At 72.9% G+C, this 22936-nt stretch carries 21 protein-coding genes; 12 read left to right on the forward strand and 9 right to left on the reverse strand.

Annotation, left to right across the window (positions count from 1 at the left end; translation table 11 throughout):
* Nucleotides 1-173 precede the first annotated feature (173 nt).
* Both ACGF5U_RS20980 and ACGF5U_RS20985 read left to right on the forward strand, forming a co-directional pair.
* On the forward strand, nt 174-971 hold the full coding sequence (locus tag ACGF5U_RS20980) for a VOC family protein (RefSeq protein WP_392711434.1): 798 nt from the start codon (nt 174-176) through the stop codon (nt 969-971).
* 162 nt (nt 972-1133) lie between these two features.
* On the forward strand, nt 1134-1388 hold the full coding sequence (locus ACGF5U_RS20985; RefSeq protein WP_392711435.1) for a WhiB family transcriptional regulator: 255 nt from the start codon (nt 1134-1136) through the stop codon (nt 1386-1388).
* A 55-nt stretch (nt 1389-1443) separates the two neighbouring features.
* Here ACGF5U_RS20985 and ACGF5U_RS20990 read toward each other — a convergent pair whose 3' ends face one another.
* The 3 genes from ACGF5U_RS20990 to ACGF5U_RS21000 form a co-directional block, all read right to left on the reverse strand.
* Nucleotides 1444-2418 (reverse strand): acyl-ACP desaturase, encoded by a 975-nt coding sequence (locus tag ACGF5U_RS20990; RefSeq protein ID WP_392711436.1) that lies wholly within the window; start codon nt 2416-2418, stop codon nt 1444-1446.
* 385 nt (nt 2419-2803) lie between these two features.
* Entirely contained in the window at nt 2804-4411 is a 1608-nt protein-coding gene (locus ACGF5U_RS20995; RefSeq protein ID WP_392711437.1) for an ATP-binding cassette domain-containing protein, read from the reverse strand.
* A 322-nt stretch (nt 4412-4733) separates the two neighbouring features.
* Nucleotides 4734-5150 carry an SsgA family sporulation/cell division regulator gene (locus tag ACGF5U_RS21000; protein ID WP_392711438.1) on the reverse strand — a complete coding sequence of 139 codons (417 nt, stop codon included), beginning with the start codon at nt 5148-5150 and terminating at the stop codon, nt 4734-4736.
* Between the two features lie 140 nt (nt 5151-5290).
* On the opposite strand from ACGF5U_RS21000, the gene ACGF5U_RS21005 reads away from it, so the two are divergent.
* Entirely contained in the window at nt 5291-6439 is a 1149-nt protein-coding gene (locus ACGF5U_RS21005) for a WD40/YVTN/BNR-like repeat-containing protein (RefSeq protein ID WP_392711439.1), read from the forward strand.
* 174 nt (nt 6440-6613) lie between these two features.
* Nucleotides 6614-7306, forward strand: a complete 693-nt coding sequence (locus tag ACGF5U_RS21010) for an endonuclease V (protein WP_392711440.1) — start codon at nt 6614-6616, stop codon at nt 7304-7306.
* Between the two features lie 149 nt (nt 7307-7455).
* Here the strand turns inward: ACGF5U_RS21010 and ACGF5U_RS21015 are convergent, their stop codons facing one another.
* Nucleotides 7456-8649 (reverse strand): saccharopine dehydrogenase family protein, encoded by a 1194-nt coding sequence (locus ACGF5U_RS21015; RefSeq protein ID WP_392711442.1) that lies wholly within the window; start codon nt 8647-8649, stop codon nt 7456-7458.
* A gap of 199 nt (nt 8650-8848) precedes the next feature.
* On the opposite strand from ACGF5U_RS21015, the gene ACGF5U_RS21020 reads away from it, so the two are divergent.
* The 4 genes from ACGF5U_RS21020 to ACGF5U_RS21035 all read left to right on the forward strand — a co-directional run bounded on the left by ACGF5U_RS21020 (nt 8849) and on the right by ACGF5U_RS21035 (nt 14758).
* On the forward strand, nt 8849-10033 hold the full coding sequence (locus ACGF5U_RS21020) for a CaiB/BaiF CoA transferase family protein (protein WP_392711443.1): 1185 nt from the start codon (nt 8849-8851) through the stop codon (nt 10031-10033).
* Entirely contained in the window at nt 10030-11172 is a 1143-nt protein-coding gene (locus ACGF5U_RS21025; protein WP_392711444.1) for an acyl-CoA dehydrogenase family protein, read from the forward strand. The genes ACGF5U_RS21020 and ACGF5U_RS21025 overlap by 4 nt, the downstream gene beginning before the upstream one ends.
* Before the next feature lie 51 nt (nt 11173-11223).
* Nucleotides 11224-12438: an acetyl-CoA C-acetyltransferase gene (locus tag ACGF5U_RS21030; RefSeq protein ID WP_392711445.1), complete on the forward strand. Its 1215-nt coding sequence runs from the start codon at nt 11224-11226 to the stop codon at nt 12436-12438.
* Between the two features lie 88 nt (nt 12439-12526).
* Nucleotides 12527-14758, forward strand: coding sequence for a 3-hydroxyacyl-CoA dehydrogenase NAD-binding domain-containing protein (locus ACGF5U_RS21035; RefSeq protein ID WP_392711446.1), 2232 nt, complete (start codon nt 12527-12529; stop codon nt 14756-14758).
* 15 nt (nt 14759-14773) lie between these two features.
* On the opposite strand, the gene ACGF5U_RS21040 is transcribed toward ACGF5U_RS21035, so the two are convergent.
* Nucleotides 14774-15565 (reverse strand): MerR family transcriptional regulator, encoded by a 792-nt coding sequence (locus ACGF5U_RS21040; protein WP_392711448.1) that lies wholly within the window; start codon nt 15563-15565, stop codon nt 14774-14776.
* A 111-nt stretch (nt 15566-15676) separates the two neighbouring features.
* On the opposite strand from ACGF5U_RS21040, the gene ACGF5U_RS21045 reads away from it, so the two are divergent.
* Nucleotides 15677-16156, forward strand: coding sequence for a macro domain-containing protein (locus ACGF5U_RS21045; protein WP_392711449.1), 480 nt, complete (start codon nt 15677-15679; stop codon nt 16154-16156).
* A gap of 61 nt (nt 16157-16217) precedes the next feature.
* On the forward strand, nt 16218-17000 hold the full coding sequence (locus ACGF5U_RS21050; protein WP_392711450.1) for a GNAT family N-acetyltransferase: 783 nt from the start codon (nt 16218-16220) through the stop codon (nt 16998-17000).
* A gap of 32 nt (nt 17001-17032) precedes the next feature.
* Here the strand turns inward: ACGF5U_RS21050 and sph are convergent, their stop codons facing one another.
* The gene (gene sph, locus ACGF5U_RS21055) at nt 17033-18025 is read right to left on the reverse strand and encodes a sphingomyelin phosphodiesterase (protein WP_392711451.1); all 993 of its coding nucleotides are present in this window, start codon (nt 18023-18025) and stop codon (nt 17033-17035) included.
* Between the two features lie 253 nt (nt 18026-18278).
* Here sph and ACGF5U_RS21060 point away from each other — a divergent pair, with 253 nt between their 5' ends.
* Together ACGF5U_RS21060 and ACGF5U_RS21065 are read left to right on the forward strand one after the other, a co-directional pair.
* Complete coding sequence (locus ACGF5U_RS21060; RefSeq protein ID WP_392711452.1) at nt 18279-18632, forward strand: hypothetical protein; 354 nt, start codon at nt 18279-18281, stop codon at nt 18630-18632.
* A gap of 149 nt (nt 18633-18781) precedes the next feature.
* Complete coding sequence (locus ACGF5U_RS21065; protein ID WP_392711453.1) at nt 18782-19660, forward strand: oxygenase MpaB family protein; 879 nt, start codon at nt 18782-18784, stop codon at nt 19658-19660.
* Here the strand turns inward: ACGF5U_RS21065 and ACGF5U_RS21070 are convergent.
* From ACGF5U_RS21070 to ACGF5U_RS21080, 3 genes are read right to left on the reverse strand one after another with little or no spacing between them, the layout of a single operon-like run.
* A complete protein-coding gene (locus ACGF5U_RS21070; protein ID WP_392711454.1) occupies nt 19632-21032 on the reverse strand; it encodes a GH1 family beta-glucosidase in 1401 nt (466 codons plus the stop codon). The two genes, ACGF5U_RS21065 and ACGF5U_RS21070, sit on opposite strands and share 29 nt — an antisense overlap.
* 29 nt (nt 21033-21061) lie before the next feature.
* Nucleotides 21062-21967, reverse strand: coding sequence for a carbohydrate ABC transporter permease (locus ACGF5U_RS21075; protein WP_392711455.1), 906 nt, complete (start codon nt 21965-21967; stop codon nt 21062-21064).
* Nucleotides 21964-22899, reverse strand: a complete 936-nt coding sequence (locus ACGF5U_RS21080) for a carbohydrate ABC transporter permease (RefSeq protein ID WP_392711456.1) — start codon at nt 22897-22899, stop codon at nt 21964-21966. The genes ACGF5U_RS21075 and ACGF5U_RS21080 overlap by 4 nt, the downstream gene beginning before the upstream one ends.
* Nucleotides 22900-22936: the final 37 nt, after the last annotated feature.

A 22936-nucleotide genomic window follows, 5' to 3' on the forward strand; every position in this document is an offset into this window, starting at 1 on the left:
CCCGGCCCCGTCGCCCCGGCCGCGTTCTCCGGTCCCGGATCGGCGTGTGCCGCGTCCCGCGTGTGCCGCGTCCCGGGTGCGGCGTGTCCCCGTGTGCCGCGTCCCGCGTGCGGCGCACGGGGATGCGGAGCAGACTCGGGTACGGACCGCACGGGCACCCCGAAGGAGCACCCATGCTCACCACCCGCTTCGTCACCGGCTCGCCGAACTGGGTCGAGCTCGGCACCCCCGACATCGACGGCGCCCGGACCTTCTACGGCGACCTGTTCGGCTGGACGTTCCGGTCGGCCGGGCCCGAGGCGGGCGGCTACGGCATGTTCCAGCTGGACGGCCGCACCGCCGCCGGAGCCATGGCGGTACAGCCCGGCCAGGGGCCCACCGGCTGGACCGTCTACTTCCAGGCGCCCGACGCCGCCGGCGCGGCGACGGCGGTGCGGGCGGGCGGCGGCACCGTGGTGGTCGAACCGATGGACGTCTTCGACCTGGGCCGTATGGCGCTGTTCACCGACCCCACCGGCGCGGGCTTCGGCGTGTGGCAGCCCGGCACCAACAAGGGCCTGGACGTGGTGAGCGACCCGAACAGCCTGGTCTGGGCCGAGCTGTACACCCCGGACCCGGTCGCCGACCTCGGCTTCTACGACCTGGTCTTCGGCATGGAGGCGCACACCATGCCCCTCCCGGAGGGCGCCGGCACGTACACCATGATCCAGGCCGCGGGCACCGACCAGGAGGCCGCGTTCGGCGGTGTCGTGCCGCTCGGCGACGACCCGGTCGAGGCGGCGGGCGGCCCGTCCTGGGTGCCGTACTTCGAAGTGGCCGACACCGACGCGGCCGCCGCCGACACCGAGCGGCTGGGCGGCTCGGTGCGGATGGCCCCGACCGACATGGCGGGCGTCGGCCGGTACGCGAAGCTCACCGACCCGTTCGGCGCGCGGTTCGCCGTGATCACGAGCGCGCCCGCACCCGCCTGAGGCGGACACGCCCGGGAACGCCTTGCCGATCACGGCTCGGCGGGCCCATCCTTACCGGGACGCCTCGCGACGGCGTCACCGCGAGCGGTCCGCCAGGCCATGACCCCGGGCGTTGACCGCGCATTGAGCGTTCGTTTATGCGGCCGGGGCAGCGTGTTCGGCATGCCGATCAACCGCACTGCCCTGACCGACCACGAACTCTCCTGGCAGGAGACCGCCCTGTGCGCCCAGACCGGGCCGGAACTGTTCTTTCCGGAACCGGGCTCGTCCACGCGTGAGGCGAAGCTGCTCTGCGGCATCTGCGAGGGGCGGGAGGCGTGTCTGGAGTACGCCCTGACCCACGACGAGCGCTTCGGCGTGTGGGGCGGCCTCTCCGAGAAGGAGCGCCTCCGGCTCCGGCGCGGCGCCCGGCGCTGAACCGGACAACCCCGCGCCGGACGCGGCGCCGGTGGCGGGTGATCCCTCCGGGCGGTCAGCTCCGGCCGCGGGCGGTCATCCGGGCCTTGCGCGCCGCGAGCTTCGCGTCGAACTTGGCGGCTTCCGCGTCCAGGCCGTCCATGTAGAGGCCGAGCTCCTCCTGCGCCTTGAGGCCCTCGGGGCCCAGCCCGTCGATCTCCAGCACCTTCAGGAACCGCAGCACCGGCTGGAGCACGTCGTCGTGGTGGATACGCAGGTTGTAGATCTCGCCGATCGCCATCTGCGCCGCCGCCCGCTCGAAGCCGGGCATGCCGTGTCCGGGCATGCGGAAGTTCACGACGACGTCCCTGACCGCCTGCATGGTGAGGTCCGGCGCCAGCTCGAACGCCGCTCCCAGCAGGTTCCGGTAGAAGACCATGTGCAGGTTCTCGTCGGTCGCGATCCGCGCGAGCATCCGGTCGCAGACCGGGTCACCCGACTGGTGGCCGGTGTTCCGGTGCGAGATCCGGGTGGCCAGCTCCTGGAACGCGACGTAGGCGACCGAGTGCAGCATCGAGTGCCGGTTGTCCGACTCGAAGCCCTCGCTCATGTGCGCCATCCGGAACTGCTCCAGCTGGTCCGGGTCCACGGCGCGCGAGGCGAGGAGGTAGTCGCGCATCACGATGCCGTGCCGGCCCTCCTCGGCGGTCCAGCGGTGCACCCAGGTGCCCCACGCGCCGTCCCGCCCGAAGAGGGTGGCGATCTCGTGGTGATAGCTGGGCAGGTTGTCCTCGGTCAGCAGATTGACGACCAGCGCGATCCGGCCGACGTCGCTGACCTTGGACTGTCCCGGCTCCCACGCCTCGCCGTCGTCGAAGAGGCCGGGGAAGTTGCGGCCGTCGGACCACGGCACGTACTCGTGCGGCATCCAGTCCTTGGCGACCTTGAGATGGCGGTTGATCTCCTTTTCGACCACCTCTTCCAGTGCGTACAGCAGCCGGGCGTCCGTCCACGCTGCCGAACTGCCGAGATGGGGAGAGGTAAGGGTCACGGGGGCTCCTGGAAAAACGACGTGTACCTACGGGCTCGTAGGTTACGAGACCGTAGGTTAAAGGCGGCGTCAGTCCGGAGCCAAGCCCGTCCTTGGGGATGACCGGTTACGTTCCGTTATGTGTGGAGGTCGGGCAGGCGGACCGAGAGGCAGGTCACGCGGCCTTCGGGCCGGGCGGGCCGGGCGGGAGTCACTCGATCGCCGTTCCCTACCCGGCCGCGCCCGCGTCGTCATCGTGAGGCCCGCATCGCGTCGTCACCGCGAGGCCCGCGCCCGTCGGCTCACGCGCCCGCCCGCACCGCGTCGTCACCGCGAGGCCCGCGCCCGTCCGGCTCACCCGGACGCCCGCGCCCGTCGGCTCACGCGGCGGCCCGCGCCCGTCGGCTCACTCCCGCCTCGGTGCCGTGCCGGCCAGGACCAGTCGGCGCGTGATCCCGAGGGAGTCCAGGAACGGCGTGTCGTGCGACGCCACGATCAGCGCGCCCTCGTACGCCTCCAGCGCGGCGGTCAGACTCCGTACGCTCGCGAGGTCGAGGTTGTTCGTCGGCTCGTCCAGCATCAGCAGCTGCGGAGCCGGTTCGGCCAGCAGCAGCGCCGCGAGCGTCGCCCGCAGTCGCTCGCCGCCCGACAGCGTCCCGGCCGGCCGGTCTGCGGCGGCGCCACGGAACAGGAACCGCGCGAGGCGTGCTCTGATCCGGTTCGGTGTGGCGAGCGGGGCGAACCGGGCGACGTTCTCCACCACGCTCAGGTCGTCGTCCAGCAGATCGAGCCGCTGCGGCAGGAACCGCGCGGGGACGTGGACCGCCACCTCGCCCGACAGCGGCTCCAGCTCGCCCGCGAGCGTGCGCAGCAGGGTCGTCTTGCCCGACCCGTTGCGCCCGACGAGGGCGATCCGCTCCGGGCCGCGTACCTCGAAGTCGCCGTCGAGCGCGGTGCCGTGACGTGGTCTCAGGTCGCGGGTGAGGAGCACGCCCCGGCCGGGTGGCACCGCGGTGTAGGGCAGCTCGACGCGGATCTCGTCGTCGTCCCGCACCGCGTCCACCGCCTCGTTCAGCCGCCCCCTGGCCTCGTCCAGCCGCTGACTGTGCAGGACGCGCTGCTTGCCGGCCGACACCTGTGCCGTGCGCTTGAGGCCGTTGGCCTCCGCCTTCGACGTCACCTTGTTCTCGGCGCTCTTCTGCCCGTACCGCTTCCGGCGCGCCAGCCTGGTCTGGGTCTCGGTCAGTTCCCGCTTCTGCCGCCGGAAGTCGGCCTCGGCGGCCCGGACCGTGCGCTCGGCCGCCTCCTGCTCGGCGGCGACGGCCCGCTCGTACGCGGAGTAGGGGCCGCCGTACCAGGTCACATCGCCGCCGCGCAGCTCGGCGATCCGGTCGACGCGCTCCAGCAGGTCCCGGTCGTGGCTGACCACGACGAGCGTGCCCGGCCATGACTCGACGGCCGTGTACAGGCGCTCACGCGCGTACGCGTCGAGGTTGTTGGTGGGCTCGTCCAGCAGCAGGATCGCCGGGCGGGCCAGCAGCAGCGCGGCGAGCCGCAGCAGGACGCACTCGCCGCCCGACATCTCACCGACCGTGCGGTCCAGGCCGATGTGGGCGAGCCCCAGCTGGTCGAGCGTGGCGAGGGCGCGTTCCTCGACGTCCCAGTCGTCGCCGACGGTCGTGAAGTGCTCCTCGCTCGCGTCACCCGACTCGATCGCGTGCAGCGCGGCCCGCGCACCGGCGATCCCGAGCGCGGTGTCGACGCGCAGGCCGGTCTCCAGTGTCGCGTTCTGCGGCAGATGACCGACCTCGCCCGCCGCCTGAACGGTGCCGTCGGTGGGGGAGAGGAGCCCGGCCATCAGCTTCAGGAGCGTCGACTTGCCGGAGCCGTTGGTGCCGATCAGTCCGGTCCTGCCGGGTCCGACCGAGAGGTGCAGACGGTCGACGACCTCGGTGCCGTCGGGCCAGGAGAAGGACAGACCGGAACAGGTGAGGGCGGAGGAATGGGTGGACATACGGGTCTCCCGGTTGCGAAGAGAAGAGGAAGGGGCAACGGGTGAGACACCGGGAACGCGGCGACCTGCCGGGGAACGGCACGGGGAGGAGAGGAACGGCTCGTACGCCGAGGTCGCACACGGCACGCACAGCGCGGAGACGGCTGTACGGCGCGGTGTCCCAAGACCTCAGACGAGCAACGTCCTTCTCCGATCCGACGACGACAGGGCCGAGGAAGACGTTAGGGGCGGACGGGCGGGCGCGGCAACGGATTTACGGACGGCCGGCCTCAGCGGGGCTCGGCAGGGTCTCAGCGCGGCCTCAGCAGGTCTCAGCGCGGCCTCAGCAGGCGTCGCGCAGCAGCTCCGCCAGATCGTGGTCCAGGTTCAGGAAGTGGTGTTCGAGGCCGGTGGGGACGAGGTGCTGGCAGCGCCGGAGGAAGCGGCGCACCTCGGTCGTGCGCACGTGCACCATCGCGACGCCCTCGGGCGCGTGGAACTCCACGGCCGTCCGGTCCCGGTCGTAGGGACGGACGCGTACGTCCCCGAACCCGGCCGGCCGGTCCACACCGGCGGCGAGCAGGTCCCGGGAGAACTCCCAGGCCACCTCGACCCCCTCCAGGGTCGCCGGGGCGGGGAAGGCCATGCGGACGGCGAAGGGGTCGTCGCTGTCGTAGCGCAGCGTGGCCGGGACGGTGTCCATGCGGGGCTCGGACGCGACCAGGTGGGCCAGCACAGGCTGCTCGATGACGGTGGACAAGGCCTGCTCCCTCATAGGTCTGCCTTACACCGGGGAGGACGACGAATCGGCGCGGAGAGTGCACTGCGATGCGGTGTGAGGTGCGTCACCGTGCGAGGCGCCCTGGACGGGCCGCCGGGGCTGGGCTACGTTCCCGCGCCATGACCTCCAAGGGGAAGACGAGACGGATGGTTTCGCTGGGGCTGTGCGGGGTGGCACTCGCGGCCGCCCTCGCGGGCCCGGCACAGGCGGCGCCGGGGGACAGGGCCGGGAAGGCGGCTGCGGGGGAGGGTGCGGCCGGAGCGGGCGTGACGCTCGGCTGGCGGCTGACGGACACCGGGACGGACGTACGGTTCCGTGGGCTGGCGGCGGTCAGCAGGACCAGCGCCTGGGTGGCCGGCTCGCGGGGCACGGTGCTGCGTACGGCGGACGGCGGCCGCACCTGGCGGAACGTTTCGCCGCCGGGTGCGGACGAGCTCCAGTTCCGGGACGTGGAGGCGTTCGACGACCGGCGGGCGGTGGTCCTGGCCATCGGCGAGGGCGAGGCGTCCCGGATCTACCGCACCGACGACGGCGGAGCCACCTGGACGGAGTCGTTCCGCAACCCCGACCCCAGGGCGTTCTACGACTGCGTCACCTTCTTCGACAGTCGCCACGGGCTCGCCATGAGCGACCCGGTGGACGGCGCGTTCCGCATCCTGTCGACCGGCGACGGCGGCCGTACGTGGCGGGTGCTGCCGAGCGACGGCATGCCCGCCGCACTGCCCGGCGAGGCCGGGTTCGCGGCGAGCGGACAGTGCCTGGTCAGCGCGGGCCCCAAGGACGTGTGGCTGGCCACCGGGGGAGGTGACGCGGGCGCGCGCGTACTGCACTCCGCCGACCGGGGGCTGACCTGGACCGCCGCGGACTCGTCGCTCCCGGCCGGTGACCCGGCACGCGGCGTGTTCGGCCTCGCCTTCCGCGACCGTGCGCACGGCCTGGCGGTCGGCGGCGACTACCGGTCGGGCGAGCCGTCGCCCCGGGCGGGCGCGGTCACCGCGGACGGCGGCCGCACCTGGCGGCAGGCCCGCACCGCGCCCGCCGCGTACCGGTCGGGCGTGGCGTGGCTGCCGCACAGCCGGTCGGCCGCGCTCGCGGTGGGCCCGACCGGGACCGACCTGACGACGGACGGCGGCCGCACCTGGCGGACGGTCGACACCGGCTCGTACGACACCGTCGACTGCACCCCCGACTTCGGCTGCTGGGCCTCCGGTGAACGGGGACGGGTGGCGCGCCTCCAACCGGGTGGCGGCGACGGTCGGTCGTCCTGACCGTCCCCCGACAGCGCGGGCGCGGGCCGCGCCGCCGTTGGACCCGCGTACGGCGGGCGTCCCGCGACGTCCCGGGCGGGCCGCGCCGCCGTGGACCCGCGTACGGCGGCGGGCGCCCTCGCACCGAGCCGCCCCATCGGCCCGCACCCGGCGGGTCGTAAGGTGTCGGACACCATGACGATCACCGAAACGCCCGCCGGCTGGCCGGCCGACGAGACCGAGGCCCTGGCCGTCCAGGACGAACTGCGCGGCCGCGTCGTCCTGGACGAGCCGGGGCCGCCGCCCGGCAACGGCCTGGTCACCGGCGTCGACGTCGCCTACGACGACGAGCGGGACCTCGTCGCCGCGGCCGCCGTCGTCCTGGACGCCCGGACGCTCGACGTGGTCGACGAGGCCACCGCCGTCGGCCGCGTGTCCTTCCCTTACGTCCCCGGCCTGCTGGCCTTCCGCGAGATCCCGACCGTCCTCGCCGCCCTGACCGCCCTCACGCACGAGCCGGGGCTCGTCGTCTGCGACGGCTATGGACGCGCCCACCCGCGCCGCTTCGGGCTCGCCAGCCACCTCGGCGTGCTGACGGGGCTCCCCGTGATCGGCGTCGCCAAGAACCCGTTCACCTTCACCTTCGAGTCGCCCGCCGACCGGCGCGGCGCCGCGACGCCGCTGCTCGCGGACCACGAGGAGGTCGGCCGGGCGCTGCGCACCCGCGAGGCCGTCAAGCCGGTCTTCGTCTCCGTCGGCCACCGCGTCACCCTCGACAACGCCTGCGCCCACACCCTGGCCCTGGCGCCCCGCTACCGGCTGCCGGAGACCACCCGGTACGCCGACGCGCTGTGCCGCCGCGCCCTCAAGGACGCGACGGCCGGCTGACCGACCCGGCGCGGGGCCCGCGCACGCCCGGGGCACGCGGCACGGCGCCCGCGCGCACGGCCTGGCCCGGTGGCGCGGCCTGGCCCGGTGGCCGGTGGCGCGGCCTTGCCCGGTGGCGCGTGACGCGGCCGGGGCCGGTGGCCCGCGCCTCAGCGCGCGTCGGCGACCCGGAAGCGGATCCCGGCCGCGCGCAGCCGCTCCAGCAGCGCGTCGCCCATCGCGACGGCCGTGGTCACCTGGCCCGCCGTCTTCGGCAGCCCCGGGTCGAAGGCGAGGCAGAGCGCCGACTCGGCGAGCATCTTCGCCGTCTCGTCGTACCCCGGGTCGCCGCCCGACACCTCCGTGAACACCCGGCGGCCGCCGCCCTCGCCCACGAAGCGGACCGTGAACCAGCTGCGCGCGCGCCGCTCGGCGTCCGGGCCCCGGCCGGGCTCGTAGCGGTCCATCAGCCACCGCCGGGCCGCCGGGATCTGGGCGAGCGCGACGCCCGCGCCCGCGGCGGCCGCCCCGCCCAGCGCCATCGGCAGCGTCCGCACGGCCGCGTAGTGCCGGTACCGGAAGTCGGGGCCGTACCACGGCAGGGCCGCCGCCGAGCGCGCCACGACCCGGGCGTCCAGCGTCGGCAGCGGCAGGGCCCACGTCCCCGTCTCACGGCTGAACCGGGGCCCGCCCAGCGGCGCCCGCGCCCGCCGCCCGACGAGCCGGGGTTCGTGCAGCCGCCGCTCGTGCGCCGCCCGCAGGGCCTGTCGCCCCCGCCCCATCGCGGTGAGCGCGGAGGCGAACGTACCGCCCGAGAAGAAGGCGTTCGACCGGACGTAGCCGTCGACGCGCAGCGGCACGTCCCGGGGCAGCTGCCGCACCGTGAAGTAGACGCCCAGGTCGTGCGGGACGGAGTCGAAACCGCAGGCGTGCACGAGCCGCGCCCCGGTCTCCCGGGCCCGCGCGTCATGGCGTACGTACATGGAGTCCACGAACTCCGGTTCGCCCGTCAGGTCGACGTAGTCCGTCCCCGCGTCGGCGCACGCGGCGACCAGCGGCTCGCCGTACCAGACGTACGGCCCCACGGTGGTCGCGACCACCCGGGCCGATGCCGCGAGCTCGCGCAGCGCGGCCGGGTCACCGGCGTCCGCCTCCAGCAACGGCAGTTCCGCGCACCGGGGACGGGTGGCGGCGAGCCGGTCGCGCAGCCGCTCCAGCCTCTCCCGGCTGCGGCCAGCGAGCGCCCACCGGCAGCCCTCGGGCGCATGTGCGGCGAGGTATTCGGCGGTGAGCTCCCCGACGAATCCCGTCGCCCCGAAGAGGACGAGGTCATACGCCCGTGTCGTACCGTCCCGCTGGTCCATCCGGTCCTCCGCTGTGCCCCGCGCCGTGCCCGCGCTGCTCCGAGGAGGCAGAGGCTAGCGTGCGCCGCGACGGGTGATCACCCGGGTGTCCCGTTCGGCGGAGACGTGCCGACGGGCGGCCCGAAAGGCTTGTGCCGAGTGGAACGTGTTCTTAACATCATCACTGTCACATCAGTAGTGTCACAGTGGCGGAGGCGCGATGGCAGGGACACCGAGGGCGGGCGCCGGGCCCGGGACGGGCGACGGACCGCTCGCCGGAGTGCGCGTGGTGGAGCTCGCGGGCATCGGGCCGGGCCCGTTCGCGGCCATGCTCCTCGCCGACCTCGGCGCCGACGTCGTGCGCGTCGACCGGCCCGGCGGCGCCGGACTCGGCATCGACCCGGCGTACGACCTCACCAACCGCAACAAGCGCTCCGTGCTCCTCGACCTCAAGGCGCCGGACGGGCCCGCCCGCGTCCTCGACCTCGCCGAACGCGCCGACATCCTCATCGAGGGCTACCGGCCGGGCGTCGCCGAGCGGCTCGGTGTCGGCCCGGACCAGTGCCTCGCCCGCAACCCGAAGCTCGTCTACGGGCGGATGACCGGCTGGGGCCAGGACGGGCCCCTCGCCCAGCGCGCCGGACACGACATCGCCTACATCGCCGTCACCGGCGCCCTCTCCATGATCGGCGAGCCGGACGGGCCGCCGACCGTCCCCGCCAACCTGCTCGGCGACTACGCGGGCGGCGCGCTCTACCTCGTCGTCGGCGTCCTCGCGGCCCTCCACCACGCCCGCGCCGACGGCGGCGCGGGACAGGTCGTCGACGCGGCGATCACCGACGGAACCGCCCACCTCACCACGATGATCCACGGCATGCTGGCCGCCGGCGGCTGGCAGGACCGGCGCGGCGCCAACCTCCTCGACGGCGGCTGCCCCTTCTACGGCACGTACGAGACCGCCGACGGCGGCCATATGGCGGTCGGCGCGCTGGAACAGCGGTTCTACGACGAGTTCGCCCGGCTCCTCGGCATCGAGGAGCAGGCCCGGGCCCGCGCGGACATCACCCGCTGGGGCGACCTGCGCGCCGCCGTGGCCGCCCGGTTCCGCACCCGTACCCGGGCCGAGTGGACAGCCGTGTTCGAGGGCTCCGACGCCTGCGTCGCCCCGGTACTGTCGCTGGCGGAGGCACCGGCGCACCCGCATCTCGCGGCGCGCGGCACCTTCACCGACCACGGCGGCATCACCCAGCCCGCGCCCGCGCCCCGCTTCTCCGCCACACCCGGCTCCGTCCGCCGCCCACCCGCCCTGCCGGGCGCCGACGCCGACGGGGTCGCCCGCGACTGGGACCTCCCGGGACCGCACCGGCCGGACGCCCCCACCGAACCCGCCAGGAGCCCGCAGTGAAGCGACAGATCTTCAGCGCCGAGCACGACGCGTTCCGCGACACCGTCCGCACCTTCCTCGCCAAGGAGGTCCTGCCGCACTACGAGCAGTGGGAGAAGGACGGCATCGTCTCGCGCGACGCCTGGCTCGCCGCCGGCCGGCAGGGCCTCCTCGGCCTCGCCGTCCCCGAGGAGTACGGAGGCGGCGGCACCGCCGACTTCCGCTACAGCGCCGTCCTCGCCGAGGAGTTCACCCGCGCGGGCACCCCCGGCTTCGCCGTCGGCCTGCACAACGACATCATCGGCCCCTACCTCACCTCGCTCGGCACCGAGGAGCAGAAGCGCCGCTGGCTGCCGGGCTTCTGCCGAGGCGAGCTCGTCACGGCCATCGCCATGACGGAACCGGGCGCGGGCTCCGACCTCCAGGGCATCAGGACCACGGCCGAGGACCGGGGAGACCACTGGCTGCTCAACGGGTCCAAGACGTTCATCTCCAACGGGATCCTCGCCGACCTCGTGATCGTCGTCGCGAAGACCACCCCGGAGGGCGGCGCGCACGGGCTCTCCCTGCTGGTCGTGGAGCGCGGCATGCCCGGCTTCGCACGCGGCCGGAACCTCGACAAGATCGGTCAGAAGTCCCAGGACACCGCCGAACTGTTCTTCCACGACGTACGGGTCCCCAAGGACAACCTCCTCGGCGAGCGCGACGGCGCCTTCACGCACCTGATGACCCATCTCGCCCAGGAGCGGATGGCCATCGCCGTCGCCGGTATCGCCGGCGCCGAACACCTGCTGGAGATCACCACCGCGTACGTCAAGGAGCGCGAGGCGTTCGGGCGGCCGCTCGCCAGGCTCCAGCACATCCGCTTCGAGATCGCGGAGATGGCCACCGAGTGCGCCGTCACGCGCGCGTTCCTCGACCGCTGCCTCGTGGACCACGCGAACGGCGAACTCGACGCCGTCCACGCGTCCATGGCCAAGTGGTGGGCCACCGAGCTCCACAAGCGCGTCGCCGACCGCTGCCTCCAGCTGCACGGCGGGTACGGGTACATGGCCGAGTACCCCGTCGCACGGGCGTTCACCGACGGCCGGATCCAGACCATCTACGGCGGCACGACCGAGATCATGAAGGAGATCGTCGGCCGGGCGCTGCTCGGCTGACCGCACCTCTCACCACCCCCGCCCCTCCGCGCGATGCGAAAGGCTTGACCAGTGAGCACCGAAGCGTACGTGTACGAAGCGATCCGCACCCCGCGCGGACGCGGCAAGGCCAACGGCGCCCTGCACGGCACCAAGCCGATCGACCTGGTGGTCGGTCTCATCCATGAGCTGCGCGGCCGCTTCCCCGGCCTCGACCCGGCCGCGATCGACGACATCGTGCTCGGTGTCGTGGGCCCCGTCGGCGACCAGGGCTCCGACATCGCCCGGATCGCGGCCATCGCCGCGGGGCTGCCCGACACCGTCGCGGGAGTCCAGGAGAACCGCTTCTGCGCCTCGGGCCTCGAAGCGGTGAACATGGCCGCCATGAAGGTCCGCTCCGGCTGGGAGGACCTGGTGCTCGCGGGCGGCGTCGAGTCGATGTCCCGCGTTCCGATGGCCTCCGACGGCGGCGCCTGGTTCGCCGACCCGATGACCAACTTCGACACCGGGTTCGTCCCGCAGGGCATCGGCGCCGACCTCATCGCCACCATCGAGGGCTTCAGCCGCCGCGATGTGGACGAGTACGCCGCCCTTTCCCAGGAGCGTGCGGCCGCCGCCTGGAAGGACGGCCGCTTCGACCGTTCCGTCGTCCCCGTCCAGGACCGCAACGGGCTCGTCGTGCTCGACCACGACGAGCACATGCGGCCCGGCACCACCGCCGACTCGCTCGCGGCGCTCAAGCCGTCGTTCGCCGGTATCGGCGAGATGGGCGGCTTCGACGCGGTCGCGCTGCAGAAGTACCACTGGGTCGAGAGGATCGACCACGTCCACCACGCGGGGAACTCCTCCGGCATCGTGGACGGCGCCGCCCTCGTCGCCATCGGCTCCGCGGAGGCCGGCGAGCGGGCCGGGCTGACGCCCCGCGCCCGGATCGTCGCCGCGGCCGTCTCCGGCTCCGAGCCGACCATCATGCTCACCGGACCCGCGCCCGCCACCCGCAAGGCCCTCCGGCGGGCGGGTCTGACCATCGACGACATCGACCTGGTCGAGATCAACGAGGCGTTCGCGGGCGTCGTCCTGCGCTTCGCCAAGGACATGGGCCTCTCCCTGGACAAGGTCAACGTCAACGGCGGGGCCATCGCCATGGGCCACCCGCTCGGCGCGACCGGCGCGATGATCCTGGGCACGCTCGTGGACGAGCTGGAGCGGCAGGACAAGCGCTACGGCCTCGCCACCCTCTGCGTCGGCGGCGGCATGGGCATCGCCACCATCGTCGAACGCCTCTGAGCCGTCCGGCAGCTCAGCTGTCCGGCCGTCCAGCAGCTGAGCCGCCCAGCCGTCCAGCCGTCCCACGCCCTTACGGAGCAACCAGAACATGAGCGAGTCCACCACCATTCGCTGGGAACAGGACGAGACCGGTGTCGTCACCCTCGTCCTGGACGACCCGAACCAGTCCGCCAACACCATGAACCAGGCCTTCAGGGCGTCGATCGCGGCCGTCGCCGACCGCGCCGAGGCCGAGCGTGACTCCATCCGCGGCATCATCGTCACCTCGGCCAAGAAGACCTTCTTCGCCGGCGGCGACCTCAAGGACATGATCAAGGTCGGGCCCGAGGACGCCCAGCGGGTCTTCGACACCTCCACCGACATCAAGCGCTCCCTGCGCCGGATCGAGACCCTCGGCAAGCCGGTCGTCGCCGCCATCAACGGCGCGGCACTCGGCGGCGGTTACGAGATCGCCCTCGCCTGCCACCACCGCATCGCCCTGGACGCTCCCGGGTCCAAGATCGGCCTCCCCGAGGTCACCCTCGGCCTCCTCCCGGCCGGCGGCGGTGTCACCCGCACCGTACGGCTCATGGGCATCGCGGACGCGCTGCTGAAGGTGCTCCTCCAGGGCACCCAGTACGCACCGCGCCGTGCCCTCGACAACGGCCTGGTCCACGAAGTCGCCGCCACCCCCGCCGAGATGCTCGCCAAGGCGCGCGCCTTCATCGACACGCACCCCGAGTCGACGCAGCCCTGGGACGTCAAGGGCTACAAGATCCCCGGCGGCACGCCGTCCAGCCCCCGGTTCGCCGCGAACCTGCCGGCCTTCCCCGCGAACCTGAAGAAGCAGCTCGGCGGCGCCCCCTACCCCGCGCCGCGCAACATCCTGGCGGCCGCCGTCGAGGGCTCGCAGGTCGACTTCGAGACCGCCCTGGTCACCGAGGCCCGCTACTTCACCGAGCTGGTCACAGGCCAGACCGCCAAGAACATGATCCAGGCGTTCTTCTTCGACCTCCAGGCCGTCAACTCGGGCGCCGGCCGCCCGAAGGGCGTCGCGCCGCGCCAGGTCCGCAGGGCCGCGGTCCTCGGCGCGGGCATGATGGGCGCCGGCATCGCCTACGCCTGTGCCAAGGCGGGTATCGAGGTCGTGCTCAAGGACGTCACCGAGGAGGCCGCGGCCAAGGGCAAGGCGTACTCGGAGAAGCTGTGCGCCAAGGCGGTGGACCGGGGCCGTACGACCCGCGAGAAGGCGGACGCGCTGCTGGCCCGTATCCGCCCGACCGCCGACCCGGCCGACCTCGCCGGATGCGACGCGGTCGTCGAGGCGGTCTTCGAGGACACCGCGCTCAAGCACAAGGTGTTCCAGGAGATCCAGGACGTCGTCGCCCCCGACGCCCTGCTCTGCTCCAACACCTCCACCCTCCCGATCACCGCGCTCGCCGAGGGCGTGGAGCGGCAGGCCGACTTCATCGGGCTGCACTTCTTCTCGCCCGTCGACAAGATGCCGCTGGTCGAGATCATCAAGGGGGAGCGGACCGGCGACGAGGCCCTCGCCCGCGCCTTCGACCTCGTCCGGCAGATCGGCAAGACGCCGATCGTCGTCAACGACTCGCGCGGCTTCTTCACCTCGCGCGTCATCGGCCGGTTCATCGACGAGGGCGTCGCCATGGTCGGCGAGGGCATCGAACCGGCGTCGATCGAGCAGGCCGCGGCCCAGGCCGGCTACCCCGCCAAGGTGCTGTCCCTGATGGACGAGCTGACGCTCACCCTGCCCCGCAAGATCCGGCGCGAGACGCGGCGGGCGATCGAGGAAGCGGGCGGCACCTGGCAGGTCCACCCGGCGGAGGCCGTCATCGACCGGATGGTGGACGAGTTCGGGCGTACGGGCCGCAGCGGCGGCGCGGGCTTCTACGACTACGACGAGACCGGCAGGCGTACGGCCCTGTGGCCGGGTCTGCGCGAGCACTTCGGCCGTGCCGACGCGCCCGGCGCCACCCGGACCGTTCCCTCCGGCACCGCTGCCTCCGAGAGCCTTCCCTCCGAGACCGTCCCCTTCGACGACATGAAGGAGCGCATGCTCTTCTCGGAGGCCCTCGACTCGGTGCGCTGCCTGGAGGAGGGCGTCCTGACGTCGGTCGCCGATGCCAACATCGGCTCCATCATGGGCATCGGCTTCCCCGCGTGGACGGGCGGCGTGCTCCAGTACGTCAACGGCTACGAGGGCGGGCTGCCCGGGTTCGTCGCACGGGCGCGCGAACTCGCCGAGCGGTACGGGGAGCGGTTCGAGCCGCCGGCGCTGCTGCTGGAGAAGGCGGAGCGCGGCGAGACGTTCAGGGACTGAACCCCGCGTCGGGTCTCAGGGACGGAGCCCCGTGTCGGGCCCGTCCCCGGGGCCCGGCGCCGGGCCCGGCCGTTCCGGAGCGCGGAAGGCGGCCCGCAGCTCGTCCCGCAGCGACCGCTGGAACGCCGTGACCAGCGCCTGCACCACCAGCGGCTGCATGTGCGCGGACAGCGACTTCATCGCCTTGACGTGCTGCGGGTCCTCCGGGTCGGCCTCCCGTTCCCGGTAGGGGTTCCACACCTCGTCCCGGAACAGCCGGGTCAGCTCGTGGGCCGCCTCGCGCGTGTGCTCCACCAGCACCGCGCGGGAGGCCACGAGCGTCTCGTGCGGGATCGGCACGTCGATCAGCTGGAGGCCGAGCCGCAGCAGCGCGAGGTCGACCCGCAGGACGCCGCCCTCGTCCGTGTCCGTCAGGACGTCCATCGCGGCGAGCAGGTCCAGGTCGGCCTCGGACAGCGCCCGCCCGGCCCGTCGCTCCAGTTCGGCGCGGGTCATCCGCTCCACGGTGTCCGGCGCCCAGGTCGCCACCAGCGCCCGGTGGATCGCCAGATCGTGGGCGTTCACGTCCGGCGGCAGCTGCTCCAGGTACCGCTCGATCGCCGCCAGGGTCATGCCCTGGTGCTGGAGCTCCTCGATGAGCGCCAGCCGCGCCAGGTGGTCGGACCCGTACCGGCCCACCCGTCGGGGGCCGATGACCGGGGGCGGCAGCAGCCCCCGCGTGCTGTAGAAGCGGATGGTGCGCACGGTGACACCCGCCCGGGCGGCGAGCTCGTCGACGGTGAACGCCTGCTGGGTCTCGGTCGCCATGCCGGCCTCGCTTCCACGGTGGTGTCGCACTGCTGCAACAGTATTGCTGTCGCACCACCGCTGTGAGAACGCGGGAGCGGAATGTCAGTGCCGGACCGTACGGTTGTTCGCATGACGGGGATCGTGTACGTACGGGGGGACGCCACCACGCCGCAGGGCGAGGGCTTCAAGATCATCGCGCATGTCTGCAACGACATCGGCGGCTGGGGCAAGGGCTTCGTCCTGGCCCTGTCCCGCCGCTGGCCCGAGCCGGAGGCCGACTACCGGCGCTGGCACCGCGGGCGCGCCGGCAACGACTTCGGCCTGGGCGCCGTGCGGTACGTCCAGGTGGGACCGTACCTGTGGGTCGCCAACATGGTGGGCCAGCGGGGGCTCCGCAAGGGTGGCAAGGGCGTGCCCGTGCGGTACGAGGCCATCGACACGGCCCTCACCGCGCTCGCGGGCAAGGCGGCCGAGCTGGGCGCTTCGGTGCACATGCCCCGCATCGGCTGCGGCCTCTCGGGCGGCAGCTGGTCCCGCGTCGAGCCCCTGATCGCCGACCGGCTCGTGACGCGGGGGATACCGGTCACCGTGTACGACCACGGCGGCTGAAATGCGGTCGCCCGGCCGCAATACGGTTGCCCGGCCGCGCCGCCGGTGCTGAGGTGACCGGATGGATCACGAAGCGCTCCTGGCCCTGTTCGACCGGCGGATGCGCCGGGAGGCCCCGCCCGACGGCCCCGGCGCACGGGTGGAGCGGACGCCCGACGTCGTCAGGCAGGTTGCTCCCGCGCACGGCTGGAACGGCGTGCTGTGGTCGGCGCCCGGCCTCACACCCGAGCGCGCGGACCGCGTGATCGCCGCCGAGATCCGCCGCTTCGCCTCGGCGGGCCTGACCTTCGAATGGAAGCTGTACGCCCACGACCTCCCCGGCGACCTCGGCGAACGGCTCCTGGCCGCCGGGTTCCGCCCCGAGCCGGAGGAGGCGCTGATGGTCGCCGAGACCGCCCGTCTCGCGACGGCCGTCGCACCGCCACCGGGCATCGAGCTGCGCCCGGTCACCGACGCGGCGGGGGTGCGGCTCATGACCCGTGTCCACGACGAGGCGTTCGGTACGGACGGGACCGACCTCGGGCGGTGGCTGACCGACCGGCTGGCCGACGAGCCGGAGACGCTCGCCGCCGTCGTGGCGACGGCCGGCGACCGGCCGGTGAGCGCGGCCCGGCTGGAACTCCCGCCGGACCGCGCGTTCGCCGGACTGTGGGGCGGCGGCACCGTGCCCGAGTGGCGCGGCCGGGGCCTCTACCGCGCCCTGGTGGCCCACCGTGCCCGGATCGCGGCCGAGCGCGGCTACCGCCACCTCCACGTCGACGCCTCCGACGACAGCCGCCCGATCCTGCTGCGCCTCGGCTTCCGGGTGCTGTCCACGACCACCCCGTACGTCTACCGGCCGTGAACGGCCCGTTCACCCGGCCGGCCGGGCCCCTCCTACCGGACGGAGCCGATCACCGGGTAGTGGTCCGACAGGTTCGTGTACGTGTACTGCCTGCCCCAGCTCGACACCGTCCAGGGCGCGCTCTCCTCCTTGACCACCTGGTTCGTCCAGCCGGCCGGACGGGCGTGGCCCGCCCGGTGCAGGACGTAATCCAGGTCCTCGCGCGGGTCGGACGGGTAGCGGTAGGCCGCGATCGAGTTGTCGCGGGTGTCGAACGAGTACGGGTGACCGGTGCGCGCGTCCGCCCCGGCGAGGCCCGCGTCGGCGAGCATCGTCGCGTACTCCGGGGTGCGCGAGTCGACGTTGAGGTCACCCGCCACGACGACCTGCTCGGACGCCGGGATATTCTTGGCGTCCAGGAACGCGTCCAGGGCCTTGAACTGGCGGCTGCGGGTCTGCGCGGCCTCACCCGCCGCACAGCCCGGGTCCGTCGACTGCGCGTGCGTCCCCACGACGTGGACCTTGGAGCCGTTCACGTTCAGCACCGCGTACACGAAGCCCTTGTTGGAGTACCAGTCGGCGCCGCAGGCGTCCTTGTAGACGTACTGCTCCTTGCGGACGATCGGCCACTTGCTCAGCACGGTGACCCCGCCGTCCTCCGGCGTCGTCGACGAGTACGCGCCGCTCGTGGCGTCCCAGCCGGTCTTGCCCCGCCCCATGACGGGCGTCTGGTACGGGTAGCGGTCGGCGGCGTTGCGCATGAGCGCGTCCGACGCGGAGTTGTCGAACGCCTCCTGGAGCACGACCACGTCGTTGCCCTGGAAGAACGGCGCGGCCGGTATCGCCGCCGCCCGGTGGTCCTGTCCCCAGTTCGGGTAGAGGTTCTTGCTGAAGAGGAACACGTTGTACGCCAGCACCTTCAGCCGGGGCGTCTCGGCGGCGGCCGCCGGGGAGGCGCCGGCGGTCAGCGTGACGGCGGCGAGGGCGACGGACACCGCTGCGGACAGAGCGGCGCCCGGGGCACGGCGGAGCAGGGATCGCGACACGGAAACTCCCTACGGAGATGGGGGGTTGGACACGGCGTCGCACATCAAATCAGCCTCGGTTACCACCGGGTAGATGTCGGGTGGAGGAGATCTTGCGCGCCGCGCACCATCGCACCAACTCTTTTTCCGGCAGGGCGCCGTGGGCCTGTCGGCCTTACGGCACCGAAGCTCGGTAGGCTGCGGGCATGCAGCCGACGGCGACTCTCGCGCAGAACGCGGAACTGTTCCCCTTCGACCTGGGGCCCTCAACCCCGTGCCGGTGGACATCCTCATCGGGCTCGTGGCCTTCACCCTGACCTTCCTCATCGTCGGCAAGGTCCTCCTGCCCCGGATCAACCGGACCCTCGCCGAGCGTGAGGAGGCCATCGAGGGCCGCTCCGAACAGGCCGAGGAGCTGCGCGTGCAGGCGGCCCGCGTGCACGCCGAGTACGAGGCCGAGCTCGCCGCCGCCCGGCACGAGGCCGCCCGGATCCGCGCCCGGGCCCACGAGGAGGGCGCCGCGGCCATCGCCGCCGCCGGAGCCCGGCTCGCCGACGACGTCGAGTCCTGGGCGCACCGCCTCGCCGAGCGGATCGTCGGCGAGCCCGTGGCGGACCGCCAGGGCTGATGCGCGCGGCACACGGACGACGGACGAACCCCTGAGCACGACCCGATCAAGCACGACCCGATCAAGCAAGACTCGATGAAGCGTGACTCGATGAAGCGTGACCCGATGAAGCGTGACCCGATGAAGCAAGACGCCATGAGCGTGACCCCATGAGCGGCGACGCACCCGTGAACCCCGCCCCGCCGCCGCCCGGCGGGGTCCTGTGGAGCCTCTCGGGCGATCTGCGCGGTCTGCTCATGCTGCCGTCGGCGCTCGCCCTCCAGGTCGCCCACCCGGCCGTCGGCGCGGGTGTCGACGAGCACTCCGTCTTCCGCACCGACCCGTGGGGGCGCGGCGAACGCTCGCTGCGCTCCGTCCAGCTGTGGGTGTACGGCGGCGACGAGGCCGCCGAGGAGGGCCGCCGCCTCCGTCGCCTGCACCGCACGATCCAGGGCACCGACACCAGGGGCCGCCGCTACCACGCGCTCACCCCGGCCAACTACGCCTGGGTGCACGCCACCGGCTTCCCCGTCCAGCACCACGCCCTGCGCTATCTCGTCCGCCCCATGACGGACGCCCAGGAGCGGCAGCTGTACGCCGAGTGGCTCCAGGTGGGCCGGATACTCGGCATCCACGACCGGGACATGCCGCAGACGATCGAGGACTTCTGGCCGTACTACCGCAAGGTCCTCGCCGACGAGATCGAGCTGACCGCGGTCGTGCGCGAGCTCGTCGCCACCGACATCCCGCTGCCGCCGCCCGACCGAGGCCCCCTGCCCGTCCGGCTCGTCCTCCGCGCACTCTGGCCGGTCCTCTGGCCACGGATCGCCCGGTTCCGGTCGTTCGTCACCGTCGGCTTCATGCCGCCCGACGCCCGCGCGGCCATCGGCCTGGAGTGGACCGACGCCCAGGAGCGGAGGCTGCGCCGCTTGGCCCGGGTCGTACGGGCCGTGGTGCCCGTACTTCCCGAGCGGCTGCGCTATCTGCCGCTGGCCCGCGAGGCCCGCAGGCGGTACCGGCTCAGCCGGCGAGCCCGCCCCGCGCGATGACGTCCGCGTACCAGCGCGCGCTGTCCTTCGGCGTGCGCCGCTGCGACGCGAAGTCCACGTGGACGATCCCGAACCGCTTGCCGTAGCCGTACGCCCACTCGAAGTTGTCGAGCAGCGACCACAGGAAGTACCCGCGTACGTCCACGCCGTCCGCCAGCGCCCGGTGCACGGCCGACAGGTGCTGGTGGAGGTAGGCGACCCGCTCCGGGTCGTGGACGTTCCCTGACGGATCGGCGTAGTCGTCGTAGGCGGCACCGTTCTCGGTGATCACCAGCGGCACCTGCGGCAGTTCGTCCCGCAGCCGGGTCAGCAGCTCGTGCAGGCCGCCCGCGTCCACGGGCCAGTCCATGGCGGTGCGCGGCCCCGGCGCGGGCTCGAACCGTACACGGCCTTCGGCTCCCGGCCACGGCGAAGGCCCCTCGTGGGTGCCGGCGGCGACGACGGTCGGCGAGTAGTAGTTGATCCCCAGCGAGTCGATCGGCGCGGCGGCGGCCTCCAGATCCCCGTCTCGCACGAACGACCAGTCCGTCAGCCCCGCCGTGTCGGCGACCAGGTCGTCCGGCAGCCGCCCGTGGAACACCGGGTCGAGGAAGATCCGGTTGCCCAGCGCGTCGATCCGCCGTGCCGCGTCCCGGTCCGCCTCGGACTTTGTCAGCGCCCGTACGGCGTGCAGGTTCAGGGTCAGCGACACCTCAGCGGCCGTCGGCAGGGCGGCCCGCAGCGCCCGCACGCCCCGGCCGTGCGCCAGGTTGAAGTGGTGGGCCGCCCGCAGGGCCGCGGCCGGGTCGGTACGGCCCGGCGCGTGCACCCCCGAGGCGTATCCGAGGAACGCCGCGCACCACGGCTCGTTCAGCGTCGTCCAGGTGGCGACCCGGTCGCCCAGGGCGCCGGCGACGAGCCCGGCGTAATCGGCGAACCGCTCGGCGGTCTCCCGCTGCGGCCAGCCGCCGGAGTCCTCCAGCTCCTGCGGCAGGTCCCAGTGGTACAGGGTGGCCACCGGCCTGATGCCCGCATCCCGCAGCGCGTCGGCGAGGCGCCGGTAGAAGTCCAGTCCCTTCTGCACGGCCGGCCCCCGGCCGGTGGGCTGCACCCGGGGCCAGGAGACGGAGAACCGGTAGTCGGTGACGCCGAGCTCCTTCATCAGGGCGACGTCCTCGGCCATCCGGTGGTAGTGGTCGGCGGCGATGTCACCGGTGTCACCGTTGCGGACCTTGCCCGGAGTACGGCTGAAGGTGTCCCAGATGGAGGGGGTACGGCCGTCCTCCGCCGCGGCGCCCTCGATCTGGTACGCGGCGGTGGCCGTGCCCCAGCGGAAGCCGGCGGGGAAGAGCAGGTCCGTCGTCACATGGGGACGTGCGTCGACAGCGGTCACAGAAGACTCCCAACAATCGAAGAAAGAACTCAACCCTTGACGGCGCCCTGCATGATGCCGCCGACGATCTGCCGGCCCAGCAGACCGAACACCAGCAGCACGGGGAGCGTGCCGAGCAGGGTGCCGGCCATGATCACCGACTGGTCGTGGACGTAGCCGCCGCCGAGCTGGCGCAGCGCGACCTGGACCGTCGGGTTCTGCGACGACAGCGCGACGATGGGCCAGAAGAAGTCGTTCCACGCGGCCATGAACGTCAGCAGACCGAGCACCGCCATGCCGGGCCGGGCGATGGGCACGACGATCGACCAGAAGATCCGGGCGGTCGACGCGCCGTCCACCCGGGCCGCCTCGATCAGTTCGTCCGGCAGTGACTGGACCAGGAACTGCCGCATGAAGAACACCCCGAACGCGGACACGAGTCCGGGCAGGATCACCGACTGGAGCTGGTTCACCCACTGCAGCTTCGCGATCAGCATGAACAGCGGGATCACACCGAGCTGCGGCGGGATCATCATCGTCCCGATCGTGATCGCGAGGAGCGCGTTCCGGCCGCGGAACCGCAGCTTGGCGAAGGCGAAACCGGCCAGCGTGCAGCAGAGCACCGTACCGACCGTGATGGACCCCGAGACGATCAGCGAGTTCAGCAGCGCCGTCCCGATGTCGGCCTCTTCGAGCACCGCCTCGAAGTTCCGCAGCAGGTTCGGGCCGGGCAGCAGCGACGGCGGCACCTTCGCCAGATCGGCGTTGGACCGGCTGGCGGCGACGATCGTCCAGTAGAACGGGAACGCGGACACCAGCACCGCGACCACCAGGACGGCGTACGCGAGCCTCCCTCCCCGCAGCGTGCGCCCGGCCCGCGACCTCCGCGCCCGCCGGGCGGGGGGCGGCGCCTGGGCGGCGGACGGCTCGGACGGCGGGGCGGCCAGTGCGGTCATCGGCCGGCCTCCTTGCGGGAACGGCGGCGCGCGATCAGGGCGTTGGCCCCGACCAGCACCACGATGAGCAGGAACATCACCCAGGCGATGGCCGCGGCCCGGCCCAGGTGGAAGAAGCCCCAGCCCTGCTCGTACAGATAGAGCCCGAGCGTCTGGTACTGGTGCGAGATGCCGCCCGAAACCGAGCCCTCGAAGAGCAGCGGCTCACCGAACAGCTGGGTGGCGCCGATGGTCGACACGACGACGGTGAACACGATGGTGGGCCGCAGGCCGTGCAGCGTGACGTGCAGGAACTGCCGCCACCTCGACGCCCCGTCCATCTCGGCGGCCTCGTACAGCTCCCGGGGAATGGTCTGCATCCCGGCGAGGTAGATCAGGGCGTTGTAGCCGGTCCAGCGCCAGATCACGATCGTGGACACCGCGATCTGCGACGCGAAGGTCCCGGTCTGCCAGTCCACCGGGCCGATGCCGACGACTCCGAGCACGTAGTTGACCAGCCCGAAGTCCCGCCCGAACAACTGGGCGAAGACCAGGGTGGCGGCGGCCACCGAGGTCGCGTAGGGCAGCAGCATCGCGGTCCGGAAGAACGTCCGTCCGCGCAGCTTGTAGTTGAGCAGATGGGCCAGCCCCAGCGCCATCACCAGCTGCGGCACCGTGGACAGCACCCCGATGGTGAACGTGTTGCGCAGCGAGATCCAGAAGAACTCGTCGGTGAACAGGGCCGCGTAGTTGCCGAGCCCGCGCCACTCCATCTCGCCGGGCGTCTGGAGCTCGACGCGGTACAGGGAGACGAACGCGGTGTAGATCAGCGGGAAGAGCCCGAAGGCGGCGAACAGGGTGAAGAACGGAGCGATGTAGGTGTACGGCGAGACGGTGCGCCAGGCGCGGCGCGCCGCCGACGCCCGCCCGGGCGCGGATACGGCGAGGGTCACGGGACGGCCCTTCGGGAAAGGTCGGAACGGAACGGGG

The sequence above is a fragment of the Streptomyces sp. NPDC047886 genome, from assembly GCF_043204435.1.
GTDB lineage: Bacteria > Actinomycetota > Actinomycetes > Streptomycetales > Streptomycetaceae > Streptomyces.